The 14,317-nt window shown below is 31.9% G+C and carries 15 protein-coding genes; 8 read left to right on the top strand and 7 right to left on the bottom strand.

The window, feature by feature from the left end:
- Positions 1-3 precede the first annotated feature (3 nt).
- The 6 genes from MYRA21_RS12940 (at position 4) to MYRA21_RS12915 (ending at position 5,109) form a co-directional block, all read left to right on the top strand.
- Entirely contained in the window at positions 4-573 is a 570-nt protein-coding gene (locus tag MYRA21_RS12940) for a phospholipase D-like domain-containing protein (RefSeq protein ID WP_039329300.1), read from the top strand.
- 2 nt (positions 574-575) lie between these two features.
- Positions 576-2,378, top strand: coding sequence for an AarF/UbiB family protein (locus MYRA21_RS18665; protein ID WP_052237540.1), 1,803 nt, complete (start codon positions 576-578; stop codon positions 2,376-2,378).
- The gene (locus MYRA21_RS12930; RefSeq protein WP_039329299.1) at positions 2,379-2,987 is read left to right on the top strand and encodes a hypothetical protein; all 609 of its coding nucleotides are present in this window, start codon (positions 2,379-2,381) and stop codon (positions 2,985-2,987) included.
- Positions 2,968-4,371, top strand: a complete 1,404-nt coding sequence (locus MYRA21_RS12925; RefSeq protein ID WP_039329298.1) for a DUF4407 domain-containing protein — start codon at positions 2,968-2,970, stop codon at positions 4,369-4,371. Before MYRA21_RS12930 ends, MYRA21_RS12925 begins: the two co-directional genes overlap by 20 nt.
- 241 nt (positions 4,372-4,612) lie before the next feature.
- Positions 4,613-4,819, top strand: coding sequence for a hypothetical protein (locus tag MYRA21_RS12920; RefSeq protein ID WP_039329297.1), 207 nt, complete (start codon positions 4,613-4,615; stop codon positions 4,817-4,819).
- Positions 4,819-5,109: a type II toxin-antitoxin system RelE/ParE family toxin gene (locus MYRA21_RS12915; protein WP_006261015.1), complete on the top strand. Its 291-nt coding sequence runs from the start codon at positions 4,819-4,821 to the stop codon at positions 5,107-5,109. Before MYRA21_RS12920 ends, MYRA21_RS12915 begins: the two co-directional genes overlap by 1 nt.
- A gap of 46 nt (positions 5,110-5,155) precedes the next feature.
- Here MYRA21_RS12915 and MYRA21_RS12910 read toward each other — a convergent pair whose 3' ends face one another.
- Positions 5,156-6,046 (bottom strand): hypothetical protein, encoded by an 891-nt coding sequence (locus tag MYRA21_RS12910; protein WP_039329294.1) that lies wholly within the window; start codon positions 6,044-6,046, stop codon positions 5,156-5,158.
- A 111-nt stretch (positions 6,047-6,157) separates the two neighbouring features.
- Entirely contained in the window at positions 6,158-6,340 is a 183-nt protein-coding gene (locus MYRA21_RS12905; RefSeq protein WP_006259138.1) for a hypothetical protein, read from the bottom strand.
- A gap of 284 nt (positions 6,341-6,624) precedes the next feature.
- Here MYRA21_RS12905 and MYRA21_RS12900 point away from each other — a divergent pair, with 284 nt between their 5' ends.
- On the top strand, positions 6,625-7,065 hold the full coding sequence (locus MYRA21_RS12900; RefSeq protein WP_006259139.1) for a hypothetical protein: 441 nt from the start codon (positions 6,625-6,627) through the stop codon (positions 7,063-7,065).
- A gap of 51 nt (positions 7,066-7,116) precedes the next feature.
- Here the strand turns inward: MYRA21_RS12900 and MYRA21_RS12895 are convergent, their stop codons facing one another.
- Positions 7,117-8,064, bottom strand: coding sequence for a hypothetical protein (locus tag MYRA21_RS12895; RefSeq protein WP_039329292.1), 948 nt, complete (start codon positions 8,062-8,064; stop codon positions 7,117-7,119).
- Position 8,065: 1 nt separating this feature from the next.
- The gene (gene ytxJ, locus MYRA21_RS12890) at positions 8,066-8,404 is read right to left on the bottom strand and encodes a bacillithiol system redox-active protein YtxJ (RefSeq protein WP_006263417.1); all 339 of its coding nucleotides are present in this window, start codon (positions 8,402-8,404) and stop codon (positions 8,066-8,068) included.
- 163 nt (positions 8,405-8,567) lie between these two features.
- Between ytxJ and clpB the strand changes: the two genes are divergently transcribed.
- Positions 8,568-11,156 carry an ATP-dependent chaperone ClpB gene (clpB, locus tag MYRA21_RS12885; RefSeq protein ID WP_039329290.1) on the top strand — a complete coding sequence of 863 codons (2,589 nt, stop codon included), beginning with the start codon at positions 8,568-8,570 and terminating at the stop codon, positions 11,154-11,156.
- Positions 11,157-11,244: 88 nt separating this feature from the next.
- Here clpB and MYRA21_RS12880 read toward each other — a convergent pair whose 3' ends face one another.
- The 3 genes from MYRA21_RS12880 to MYRA21_RS12870 form a co-directional block, all read right to left on the bottom strand.
- A complete protein-coding gene (locus MYRA21_RS12880) occupies positions 11,245-12,219 on the bottom strand; it encodes a 3-oxoacyl-ACP synthase III family protein (protein WP_006259143.1) in 975 nt (324 codons plus the stop codon).
- A gap of 215 nt (positions 12,220-12,434) precedes the next feature.
- Positions 12,435-13,277, bottom strand: a complete 843-nt coding sequence (locus tag MYRA21_RS12875; protein WP_006261010.1) for a J domain-containing protein — start codon at positions 13,275-13,277, stop codon at positions 12,435-12,437.
- 91 nt (positions 13,278-13,368) lie between these two features.
- The gene (locus MYRA21_RS12870; RefSeq protein ID WP_006259145.1) at positions 13,369-14,238 is read right to left on the bottom strand and encodes a hypothetical protein; all 870 of its coding nucleotides are present in this window, start codon (positions 14,236-14,238) and stop codon (positions 13,369-13,371) included.
- Positions 14,239-14,317 lie beyond the last annotated feature (79 nt).

Raw genomic sequence — 14,317 nt, 5'->3', positions numbered from 1 at the left:
ATAATGACGGAAGTTTACTTTGAAGACATACACAATCAAATCATCAATCAAATTTCTGCTTCAAATAAAAGTCTGAAAATTTGTGTTGCGTGGTTTACAGATGTTGAAATATACCAAAGCATTATTCAGGCTCAAAACAGAGGTGTTCAGGTTTATATCATTGTAGCAAATCACGAGTTCAACAAAAATTCACGAGTTGATTTTAAAGAATTGTTGCAAAATAACGGATATGTCGGATATATCGGAAATATCAATGATGGTGCTAAAGACAAACTAATGCACAATAAATTTTGCATCGTTGATGATTTTGCAGTAATAACAGGTTCATATAATTGGACGTTTAAAGCAAGATTAAATGATGAAAATATCATCGTTATTAAAAATCAGCCAACTGTTATTTCTCAATTCAATGACAAGTTTGAAAGCATAAAACCTCAATATGGTTTTGCAATTAAAGGAAATGAAATACAACTTTTGCCGATTGAAAAAATAATGGCAAAATGGGACAAACCAAAAGAAATAAAGCCACAAACAAGAATAAACAACGTAAAATCAATTTTCGATAAATTTTAAGAATGTCGGTAAGCAAACAAGATATAATCACAGCCATTAAAAATTCGGATACTTTTTTAAAAGTACCTGAATTGCAAGGAGCAAAGCCAAGACTAAACAAGAATGGCAGCCCTTTTGCCTTTGTTGGTGGCTTCAATATGGTGTTTCAATTGGAACATCAAAATAAGAAATGGGCTTTGCGAGTTTGGCACGTTCCTATGGGAAAACATACAAACCGTTACCGAAAAATATCAAAATATCTTTCTGAAAAAAAACTACCCTATTTTGCTGATTTCATCTATGATGAAAAAGGAATTTTAGTTAATGGAACTTTGATTGATACCATCCGAATGGAATGGCTTGAAGGAAAATTGCTAAAAGAATATCTTGAAGAAAATTTAAACAATAAAAGCAAATTAACTAAACTTGCTAATGACTTTCTGGAAATGTGCAAAACGCTACGAGAAAATAAAATTTCTCACGGAGATTTACAGGAAGGAAATATTTTGATTGACAGAAAAGGAAGCATCAAACTTGTAGATTATGATTCTATTTGTATTCCTGAAATTAAGGGACAAAAAGAATTAGTTACAGGTTTAAAAGGTTATCAACATCCATCACGTTTTAAAGGAGGAAAAGCATCTTTAAAAGCGGATTATTTTTCGGAATTAGTAATCTATCTTTCAATACTTTCCCTTTCTAAAAACTCAAATTTATGGAACAAATATCAAGTAAAAGACACACAGTATTTATTGTTTACTGAAACCGACTTTGAAGATTTTGAAAACTCTGAAATCTATAAGGATTTACAAAAGCTGTCTAATTCTATCAAAAGTCTGACGAGAATTTTGAACAGTTATTTATCGGAAAAGAATTATCTAAACCTTACATCTTTTGAACATTATTTAACAGCACCGAAAATAATCAATTTTGGCACGAATGAAAAGGAAATTCTAAAAGGAAAAGCCATTGAATTATCGTGGAATATTGAGAATTTTGATAAAATTTCAATAAACAATGGTGTCGGAAATGTAACAGGCAAACATTCTATTTCTGTTTCACCAACCAATACGACTACATACAAGTTACTTGCAGAAAACGCCTTTGATAAAACAGAAAATGAACTGACCATAACGGTTCTTCCTCTTCCAAAAATCAAAGAATTTCGTTCCAAACAACAAAAAATAGAACACGGAAAAGAAACACAATTAGTTTGGGATATTGAAAATGCGGAAAAAGTTGAATTGCATTGGTTAGGAAATATGGAGGTTGTTCCAAATAGAGGAGAGAAATCCATTTCGCCTACGGAACACACCAATTACAAAGTAATTGTTACAGCATTAGACGGAATTACAAAAGAAGAAAAAGAAATTACGGTTCAGGTTGTCAAAAGAGTTGAAATCAAATCGTTTGTTTCAGATTTAGAATTTGTGGTTGAAACTTTACCCGTAAAATTGAGCTGGGAAATTGATAACGCTTCGAGTATCATATTATCATCAAATATGCAGGCTGATATTGATGTAACAGGAAAAAGCGAAATTGAAATTTTACCTAAAAGAACAGCTGTTTTTTATCTGAAAGCTAATAACGAACTGTTTTCTGTAACCAGTTCACAAATAAAAATTGAGGTACAAAATATTCCGACATTCAATCCGAGTATTATCCCAAGATTACCTTCTGGAAAGGATTTAATCCCAAGTTTTGAATTGGATTTTAAAGAATTATCAGAAACAATTCTAAATGAATCTCAAATCGGTTTTCAAACTGCAATGAAACCGACAAAAAGATTCAATATTCTAAACTCATTGCAAAAAATACTGAAATAGATGAGTACGAAAATTCAACAAAAACTTTGGAAACTGGCAAATTATGATTGCTTTTTAATGGAATATTGTCCTGTCTTGCACAATAAAATAGCAGGAATAGGAATATTTTTCTTGTTTCAAATACTGATTGTTTTTGCTTCGGTTATTACGAGTTACAAAATATTTATTTCAAACTATTTAATTTTGGGTTATCTCGTGACTACATTGGTAACTTTCATTTTTTATAAATGGATGAAGCTTTTGAACGAAGTTCATCATACCAATCCAAAAATAGGAATATTCGTAACGCAAATATTTATCAATTTAATCTTTGCATTGATACTTGCTATTCCTTTTTGCTTATTCCTTTTTGAACATCAAATCCTATTTCAACTTTATTTAAAAACAGGAAAAATGACACTTGGGAATTTTGAACAATTATGGTTAATGCCTTTGGGATTATATAAAAGTTGGTTTGTAGAAACAGAAGGAAAAGTAGTTTTATTCATCTGCATAGCCATATTGATAATGATAGCATTTGTTTTCATTACACCCTATTTTTTAATTTTTAAAAACAGAAAATCTAATTACACTTTAGTTAAACAGAATTATGAGCAAAACTTCTACTAAAAAATATAAATATTCAAAGATTCAGTATTTCTTTTGGCTATTATCAGGAGCAGAAATCAGTATTTTAAAAGATTGTCCGACAGATTATAACAGACAAGCAGGAATAGGATTTACCATTTTTATGACCACTTTATTAGCTTTCCTTTCGGGAAGTTATGCAGGTTATTATTTTGGAGAAAGTTATTTATCCGCTGTCATATTCGGGATTATTTGGGCTTCTTTAATTTTCAGTATCGACCGAAGTATGGTGGTTACATTAAAGAAAGACCCAACTAAAGAAAAACAGAATTTTTGGACAGCCTTTTTATCAAGAGGTGTTTTGGCAATTTTAATTGCGTTTATTATCTCTATTCCTTTGGAGTTGTTGATTTTTAAGGAAAATATTGATTTGCATATGGACAAATATAAACTTGACCAAGTTTATTCTGTTCAACAAGCATCTAAAAGAAATGAAGCAATATCCGACAAACAACGCATTTTGAGTAATGACAGTCTTGTATTGGGAAAAGTTGAAACGCAACTTTCACAAGGCGAACCAAAAGGCGACCCCGAATATGACAGACTGAAATCTGAAATTCAAACTAAACAAAATGATTTTGATGCTCTTAGCAGAAGATTAAACACAGCTCGAACAGAAGCAAATAGTGCTTACAATAATGTCCCAACATATTATGATTATAGTAGTGAAAGTTATGTAAAAAACAGAAACTCGCAACAATGGAGAACTTACGAGAACAAACTCGCACAAAGAAGACAAGCACAAGACAATCTAAACAAATTTGACAGAAAGGGATTAGATGATTTAAAAAAACAAAGACAAAAATACATTGATAATTGGATTGCTAATCTCAAAGGAGAACAAAGAAGACTAAATGAGAACATCGTACAAACAAGCACTTCTATAAACAAAGGGCTTGCTACAGCCGACACTGCAAAAAATGAATTTCAAAATAAAATCAAAGATAAAAAAGGATTTGTCTTGCGTTTTATGGTTTTAGAAAATTTGGCAACACCAAATAATCCTGAAATTCCAGAAGGAGCTACAATTTTTATGTTGTTATGGTTAATTAGAATACTCTTTTTTACAATTGAGATTTTACCAACCATTGCTAAAATAGCCACGCCTATTGGTGCTTATGACAGAGCTATTTACAGAAAAGAGAAGGACTTAGAACTCGAATTGGAAGAAAGAACATCTGAATATCTAAAACAACAAAAAACACTTCGAGATATTGAATACGAAGCAGAACAAGAGCAAACCAAAGAACGCACACAAATAGAGAACGGTTTACATAAAGAATTACTTACCGAAATTGCAAATGTTCAAAATAAAATAGCAAGAGAGAAAATTGAAGAGTTCAAGAAAAAGCATACCGCTGATTAGTTTTTAATTTCTTTAATTAAGTTATAAATTAAAGACGTATATTTGCTATGAGCGAACGGAAACGTATTGAAAAGCAAAGCAATAAGCACCGTTACCAAATCGTAACCTGACTTTTTTGATATTCTTTATAAAAGCTTAGTATTCAGCCGATACATCTTTTTCCTGAAAACTTTAAAATAAAAAAAATCTAAACCTGTATTTTATTTATACCTTTGTAAAAGATATTAAAATCACAATACTTATGAAAACTAAACACACAGAAAATCAAAACAAAAACGGATCTTGTGTTACTCTCTGCAATAAAAGTATTAGCACAGAAATCATAAGTAATACTATATTACAAGAACATAAAAATTTTATAGATTCTAGATTAGAACACTATCATAACAATCCAGATGACTTAATGGACTTTGGAGAATTATTAAATAAATTTGAAAAAGAGCTATAGTGTATATATTGGTAAACAATTCTTTAGTTGAACAAGATATTAGATTTGCCTTTGATTACTACAAAAGTATATCACACAAACTTGCAAAAGAATTTATACAACAATTACAAAAAGCAAAAGAGAACATAATATTATACCCTTTCAGTAATGATATAGTCTATAATAATGTACGTCTACATAAGTTAAAACAATTCCCTTATCACATACATTATATTGTAGAGGAAGATAAAATGAAAATTATCATTCTCGCTATTGTACATACTAAAAGAGAATATTCTAAATACAAATAAAAGAGGCTGTCCATGGACAGCCTCTTTTATTTGTATTGGTTGTTTACTAACATCCTAAATTCACTAAAGCCGCAACAGGTTTTACTGTTACTGCTCCTGATTTACCTTCTGATAGATACAACGTATATCTACTCATATTATAGTTATAAGTAGTATTAATTAGAAAATCAATATTTCCATCTCCATTTAAATCTCCTACAAAGTCGATTGTTGGAGTAGCTTCTTCTAAACTTAATAAATCTAATAAAGTGATTACCTTATCTTGTCCCTTAACTTTTAAGAATAAACTGTATTTTTTAATCTCATACTCTTGTACCTCTTCTCCTTCTTCATTTTGGTAAGTATAGGCTGCTCCTTTTTCTCCTTTAGCGAAGAGAGTATAGGTTTTTCCCTTAAATATAAAATCTTTGCTCTCGCCTGGATAAATAGTCTTAGGCAAATTGACTGTTTCTAGGTTACTACCTTGAGTTAATACCCCTTCATTCGTCATGAACACCACTTCACCCACACTCTTAGCAGAGACTTTTACCCCTGTCATTTGTCCTGCCTCATCTAATACTACATCATGTATTAGTTTAGTAGTAGGATTTACTTTATGTACGCTATATGTACCATCTGTTTCCTTTATTAATCCTACCCAAGACTTACTACTTACATTATCTACTATTTCTCCCTCATGATAATCACCTGTCATAATTAAATCATGCTTAAACTTAAAAGAAGTTGGATAAACTGTAGGGTCATAATAATCTTCCTCTCCTTCTACTACAGCCTCATCTACTATAGCTGTAGGCTCCTCTTCTCCTTCATTAACAGAAGTTGTTGTTTCCTCTATAGGAGTTTCTGTTGTAGAAAATTCTTCTTGTTTGTCTTTACAAGCTGTAGTTAAACTAACTATAGCCGTAAATACGAATATAGACATCAGTCTTTTCTTCATAATTTGCGAGTTTTAAAACCTTGCTAAAATAAAAATATTCTTGCTTCCTACAACTCCTAACTCACAGACAATAAATAATTAAAAATCAAAAAGTTATATCTAAAATCACATTTATCTCCAAGTACAAGAGTCATTTTTACATCCAAAATTAAAGAAAGCTTGTAAAAACAAATACAAAACTGGAATCATCAAAATCCACAATTCTGCATCTAAAGCTTGAAATAAAAGTAATACTCCTAGACCTAGACGAATCCACCTCATCACTGTCCATTTCTTAAAATATGCAATAATCATCTTATATCATTTAATACTTCAAAGATAGGTAACGATAATCTTACCTATTGTTACATAAGTTACAGACTCTCTATTTTAAGATGACGACACTAACTTCTTCAGGAATTTGTGTCCAATATATGGGGAGCTCTTACTGGAAAGCCTCATTAATATGAATACTACATGAATTGACAAAGAAGAAAGAATAACTTTTTCATTATTTAATCGTTGTGTAACAATTGTTACTTCATCTGTCTACACTATCTGCTACTTTCGCTGATATATAAACCATAATATAGTAAACAATGAGAAAATTAGTTTTAGCCATCGCTTTATGTTCTATCGTAAGTGCTCAAGCAGTAGCCTACAATACAGTAAACAATGAAACATCTATTGTTGCTTATGAACAAGATACTAAAGGAGATAAATATGCTATTCTAGTACAATCTATAAAAAACCTACGCTCTTCTATAATGACAGGAAGTGAAATCAAACAAGCTAATCCTAAAGCTGATTTCCAAATCGTAATCATGGGGCAAATGGTACAAGAGTTAAACAATAAAGAACTACGTGCTGAGTTAGATGCTGCAAATAAAGCAGGTATTAAATTAGTAGTATGTGAATTTGCATTAAACGTTTACGGTGTAACATTGAAAGACTTGCCTTTGTACTTTATCGGAACACCTAATGCGCATAAATACATGTTTCAGTTAAATGAAAACAACTACAATACACTTTCTATTTAATTAAGAAAGTCCCCCCTGTATTTATGACAAAAGAGGCCGAAAGCCTCTTTTTTATTTTACCTCATCTGTATTCCATTGATCCCAATATTCAGGTCCATATATAATATCTATATACTCTCCATCTTTACTGTCCATATCTCCCAAATACATCTGCATATGTTCAGGGATACGTTCATAAGCTATTTTTAATGCTTCTTTTAATTCATCTTTAGGATTCTCTTGATAAGCTTCTAAAGCCTCTCTACACAACTGAAGTAAAGATTTCTCTCCATTTAACTGTCGATAGTCATCTTCTAATTCTACGAATATCTCTTCGATATCATTGCTATAGAATTCTTCGACTACACTAAACTCTCCAAGGTTTTCTATTATCACTTTAGCTCCATTAGGAATGGTACTACAAACAATACCTTCATCTATCAAAGTCCTTAAACGTTCAAAGTCTAAAACCTTTTCTTCTCCACAACCGTGAATTAAGATCGTTTTATCTTTAAAAAGTAATAATTGTATTAAATAATACTTCCCTTCTGAAACATAAAATAGACTGCGATTCTCTCCTTTTATTTTAGTTGGAAAGAAGTGATCCACATTTACAGTATCTATTTTATACAATGTCCCTGTTCCTGACTCCCCTACTGTGACGCCATTGACTTTTCGCTCTTGATAAGTATATATATTCGTCCAATTAGGATTAAGTTCTAATACCAAACTTTTTATAAACTCAAGATACGTATTAGGTGTATAGTACCACTGCCCTTTATCTATTTTCCAAGATCCTAGATTAAAACAGGAGATTTCCTCTCCGTCAGGTATATTAGTGACAACCCATCCTTTCTGTACATCTTTAATAAAATGTTCGAAATCTTCAAAGTTCCAATCCGCTATCCTTCCATCTTCATAGACATCAAAATGTGTAAAATGGTAGCCTCCATTATGGATAATCCCAGGTGTCTTTACCCCTTGTAGAGTAGCAGTTCTATAAACTAATGTTCTACTCATCCTATAGTCTCAACAGTAATTTCTCTGTATCAACACCATCTATACTCTCATGTGAAGTATTAAAGACCGCTTTTCCCTTAGAAACAATGATTAGTTGTGGAGACTCGTGATGTACTTCTAGCTCTTCTTTTACCTCCATAGACTGAAGTCTATTATTAACTACATCTACTAGATAACAATCTGCATCTGTAGGATTAGTAAAGCTTGCTTCAAAATTTCTTAATGCAAATTTACTAATATGGCATCGAGGGCTGTGTTTAAATATAATTACTGCTTTATCATTTGAATTAGCAATCAGGTCTTTTACTTGACTACTTTCTGTTATATTGATCCATTTCATAAGACAAAATGTTAGTGTGGTTTACATTACTTAAGCGAATTTATGACTTTTTGACATCTTTTACTAATACGAATAATTCAAATATTGCCAAAAAGTCTTAATTTTAATATTGGAACACCTTTTGTCTATTACGATATATCCAAACAAATAAACGATTTAGTATATGAACTTAAATAATTTTACAATAAAATCTCAAGAAGCCTTACAACAAGCACAGGTAATCGTGCAAGGCTTAGGGCAACAACAAATAGAAAATGAGCACATCTTTAAAGCTATTATGGAAGTAGATGAAAATGTGACACCATTTATCTTAAAGAAACTAAACATCAATGTAGATACTTTTAAATCTGTATTAGATGCTACGATAGCTAACTTTCCGAAAGTAGCTGGAGGACAATTAGGCTTATCTAGAGAGGCAGGTACTGCTATCACTGAAGCTCAAGCTATCGCTACAAAGATGAAAGATGAGTATGTATCTATTGAGCATTTAATCTTAGCGATTTTCAAGTCGAAAAGTAAAGTAGCTCAAATCTTAAAAGATCAAGGGGTTACAGAAAAACAACTTGAAGCTGCAATTAACGAAATCAGAAATGGAGCAAGAGTAACTTCTGCCTCTGCTGAAGAAACTTACAACTCTTTAAATAAGTATGCGAATAACTTAACGCAATTAGCTAACGAAGGTAAGCTGGATCCTGTAATTGGTCGTGACGAAGAGATCAGACGTGTGTTACAGATTTTGAGTCGTCGTACCAAAAACAACCCAATGCTTATCGGTGAACCAGGGGTTGGTAAAACAGCTATTGCAGAGGGATTAGCACACCGTATCGTACAACAAGATGTACCTGAAAATCTAAAAGACAAGCAAATCTTCTCTTTAGATATGGGAGCATTAATTGCTGGTGCAAAGTACAAAGGTGAATTTGAAGAGCGTCTAAAATCAGTAGTAAAAGAAGTAACTTCTGCTGAAGGAAACATCATCTTATTCATTGATGAGATTCACACACTTGTAGGTGCAGGTGGTGGTGATGGAGCTATGGATGCAGCTAATATCTTAAAACCTGCGTTAGCACGTGGAGAATTGCGTTCTATTGGGGCAACAACATTAGATGAGTATCAAAAGTACTTTGAGAAAGACAAAGCTTTAGAGCGTCGTTTTCAAAAAGTAATGGTAGATGAACCTGATACTGAAAGTGCGATCTCTATCTTACGTGGTATTAAAGAGAAGTATGAAGCTCACCACAAAGTACGTATAAAAGACGAGGCTATTATAGCTGCTGTTAATCTATCTGAGCGTTATATCACTAACCGTTTCTTACCAGACAAGGCAATTGACCTTATGGATGAAGCTGCGGCTAAACTGAGAATGGAGATCAACTCTAAACCAGAAGAACTAGACGTATTAGATCGTAAGATTATGCAGTTAGAAATTGAGATTGAAGCAATTAAACGTGAGAATGATGAAGATAAACTTAAATCTCTTGGTTTAGAAGTTGCTAACTTAAAAGAAGAAAGAAACGATATCTATACTAAATGGCAATCTGAAAAAGAGGTTGTAGATAAGGTACAAGCTATCAAACAAGAAATAGAAACCTATAAGCTTGAAGCTGAAAAAGCAGAACGCGATGGTGACTATGGTAAGGTAGCTGAGCTTAGATATGGTAAAATAAAAGACGCTCAAGAAGAACTTGAGAAAGCACAAAAACAATTAGACGAGAACCAAAATGGTCAATCGCTAATTAAAGAGGAAGTAACAAGTGATGATATCGCTGAAGTAGTAGCAAAATGGACTGGTGTACCTGTAACTAAAATGCTTCAAAGTGAAAGAGAGAAACTACTTCACTTAGAAGATGAGTTACACAAACGCGTGGTAGGTCAAGAAGAAGCAATTGAAGCAATTAGTGATGCAGTACGTAGAAGTCGTGCTGGATTACAAGACCCTAAAAAACCAATTGGTTCATTCCTATTCTTAGGTACTACTGGGGTTGGTAAAACAGAGTTGGCAAAAGCGTTAGCTGAATATCTATTTGACGATGAAAATGCTATGACTCGTATTGATATGAGTGAATATGGTGAAAGACACAGTGTAAGTAGATTAGTAGGAGCGCCTCCAGGATACGTAGGATATGATGAAGGTGGTCAATTAACAGAAGCTGTACGTAGAAAACCTTACTCAGTAGTGTTATTAGATGAAATTGAGAAAGCACACCCTGATACATTCAACATTTTGTTGCAAGTATTAGATGAAGGACGTCTAACAGATAATAAAGGACGTTTGGCTGACTTTAAAAACACAATCATCATCATGACTTCTAATATGGGTAGTCATATTATCCAAGAGAAGTTTGAGAATGCTACAAATATAGAACAGGCTTCTGAAGATGCTAAAGTGGAAGTATTAAACGAGTTAAAACAACAAGTTCGACCAGAGTTCTTAAACCGTATAGATGAAGTAGTGATGTTTACTCCATTGAGCAAAAACAATATCTTACAGATTGTAGACATACAACTACAAAGTGTATTCAAGATGCTTGCTCAACAAAACATACATATGGAAGCTACTGCGGAAGCTAAAGAGTTCTTAGCTACTAAAGGCTTTGACCCTGAGTTCGGTGCACGTCCTGTAAAACGTGTTGTACAAAAAGAAGTGTTGAACCGCTTGTCTAAAGAGATCTTATCTGGTAATGTAAAAGCAGACAGCATGATTTTATTAGACTCGTTTAACAACGAACTGGTTTTTAGAAACCAACAATAACATTTCGGATTAGTTAGTGAATAGTTATAAAATGAAAATACCCTAAGTCTAGATGACTTAGGGTGTTTTTTATTGCGTATACTTTTAATTAGTATTCCCAAAGCATTAATCCTGCTTCATAACCAGCACCTAGTGTCCAAAACAAAATCTGCTCTCCTTGTTTAATCTTCCTTACTCTTCGCTGATATTGATCTAATGCTAAAAAAGGACTTGACGAACCAGTATATCCTAATTCATGAGAATAAAAAGGCACTTTATCATCACCTAAATTAAAATACTCTTTGATTAATTGTACATTTTTATAAGAAAACTGAGAAAACATAAACAAATCTATATCTTCTACACTCATTTTATTTCTCTCTAAAAATAATAATAGTTCTTTCTTTATGAAGTCCACACTTCCCATTCCGTCAAAGGAGCGATCCCATACTAATACATCTTCATTCTTAAACTGAGAAAAGCCAGCTGGCGGATAAGACACTGTATCAGCAATATCACTATCTGTATGATACATTACATCCTTAAGTCCTATACTTTCTCCATCCTTATCAAGAATAAAAGCAAAAGCAGAATCAGAAAAACAAAATGCTGTAATTGGATTATTATTATCTACTATACGACATAGATTCTCTGCACATACAATTAATGCTCTCTGCATGTTAGGAGTACATTGCAAATATTTAGTCAACTGATCTAACGCTATAAATGCTCCAATGCAATTGGCATTTAAATCAAAACACATAGTTTTCTTCTTTGCATTCAACATTTGATGCAACTTGATAGAAGCTGATGGTACTAAAAGCTCTGGTGTAGCAGAAACTAAAGCAATAACATCAATATCTTCAATATGCAAACCACATTCTTTTAATGCTCCTTTTGCAGCTTTGGTAGCCATAGTAAGTGTTGTTTCTGTAGAATTTCGATCTAGAATAAATCTTTTTTTCCTTCCAAGACTCTGTTGAATTCTTTGCATTGGAATATTTCTTTGTTCAAAAGAAGCTATTACACACTCATTTGTTTCATAACTAGTTGGGTGATAAAAATAGGTCTGTTTTATTGTCATAATTATAAATTTTGATTGTAATTTAATTACATAAATTTATAAACCTTACTAGTTAAAAAACTAAAACCGTTGAATTTTAACACGAAAAACAATACTTTATAACATCTACTAATACCAACAAAAACAACAACTTATATAAAAAAACATTCTAAACACCTTTATTGAGTACCTTTTGTTTAAAAATAAAAGGTAGTAAATAGGGTTTTAAGTACCAATTAAAAACTTGTACTATCTATAACCTTTCCATTTTTAAATCTAATCTTACTCTTACCGTAATACCATGTCTCGATATCACCTTGTTCTTTTATATCTGTAGGATCTCCTTGTACAGCCCATACATCATTCTTACTCGCTCCTATTTTAAACGCTTTCTTTGTTTGAAACTCATCATTCAGATTATCTGTTTTAGAACTTGGTTTAGTAAGCTTTTCTTCTTTACTTACTTTAGTTGCCTCTACCTTCTTTTCTACAGAGATTTCCTTTTTTACTTCTTTTGCCTTATCAGTTACAGGTATTTCTTTCACACTTTCTGTATGTTGATGCTCCTTTTCTTTTTTTTCGGCAGTATAAACCTCTCTTCTTACCTCTACAGGCTTCACTTCTACTTTCTTTATAGTCGCTTTAGGTTTTGGCAATTCTTGCTCAACAATCACTGTTTCTTTAATCTCTGTATCTTCACTCTCATTAAATGTATAGTAAACTAAATACCCTCCTAAAACAACGATAATACCAATAACCACAAATAAGAAAATATAGGCATTATTACTTCCTGTATCTACCATCTTTTCTTTCTCTTTAGAGATTTCTTGTTTATCCTCAGGTCTAGAATAGACAGGTACCTCATAGCCATTCGCTATATTATACTTTTCTCTCTTTTCTCTATCTCCTAATGTAGCATAAGCTTCATTCAGTTGTTCGAACATCGTCTTATAGAATAAACTACTCGGATTCTTATCTGGACTATAACGCTCATATAAAGACTGAAAAGCACGCTTAAGCTCTTCCTCTGATACGGTAGGATTAACTCCTAACACTCTATAATAATTAACCTTATTCATTTAAACAAATCAATTTATTAACAATAACAAGTCGATATAAGTTTAAATAAACAAATACTTTTATTACAAAATCAAGTGATTATAAAAAATTTTACTTCTTTATAAATTGTGGATTTTTAGGTTGAAAGATATTTTGTAACTTTCTAGATAGACGCTTTAAAGTATTAGAGTGTTTAAGGTAGTAAGGTATTTGATCCAGAGGAATACTTCTAACATTAGCGATCACTTCATCTACTGTATAATTATGCATAAACGCTTTTTTTAACCAATCAGATATAAAATCATCCCATTGTTCTTTATTTCCCCAATAATGACCAATAATATGATCTGCAGGTGTCATATCTCCAGTAGAATTAAAAGCTAAAGAAAAAGCAAGTTGCTCTTTTGTAAATGCTTTAATACCTGCTTGACACATCTGATCTGTTATATCTAAAGCTAGTGAAATACTTGAAAAGTTACTTTTTGACACTCCTAGAACACCAGCATTCCACATACAGGTATCTTCTGTAATAAGAATTCCTCCATAAGTATTACCTTTCAATTCTTTCCAAAATCTCTTTCCTGTTTTCGTAGTAAATTTATTGAGCTGCCCTTCATCTATATGCATAATACTTGTTCCTTGTTCTAGTTTATCTCTTAGAGGTGTTAATGAATTATAAACAAAAGTATCTACATCTAGGTACAATAAATCTTTCTCTGGATACTGCTGAGCGATATACTCTAATGCCTTTATTTTTACTCTAAACATATATTGGTACTTCCCTAACCAATCTTTAACAAGATCCTTATCTAAAGATTCTACCGTTATTCTTCCCTTTAATTGATTAAACAGAGAAGGTTCTTCAGTCAATACAATAATATTATCACTTGCTCCTTTATAAGCCAATACGGTATATATAGAGAAAAAAACTTGTTGATAATAACTCATCTTATTACCAAAAACCAAATAAACAATATTCATACTCTATTTTAAATTTGAAATAAAATTACAATTATATTTCGAAGTTATTATTGTTGTATAAATGAAAAAAGATCTTCAT

Source organism: Myroides sp. A21, assembly GCF_000807225.1.
GTDB lineage: Bacteria > Bacteroidota > Bacteroidia > Flavobacteriales > Flavobacteriaceae > Flavobacterium > Flavobacterium odoratimimum.
Note: the sequence above shows the minus strand (reverse complement) of the source record. Positions and strands in the feature narration are given on the sequence as shown.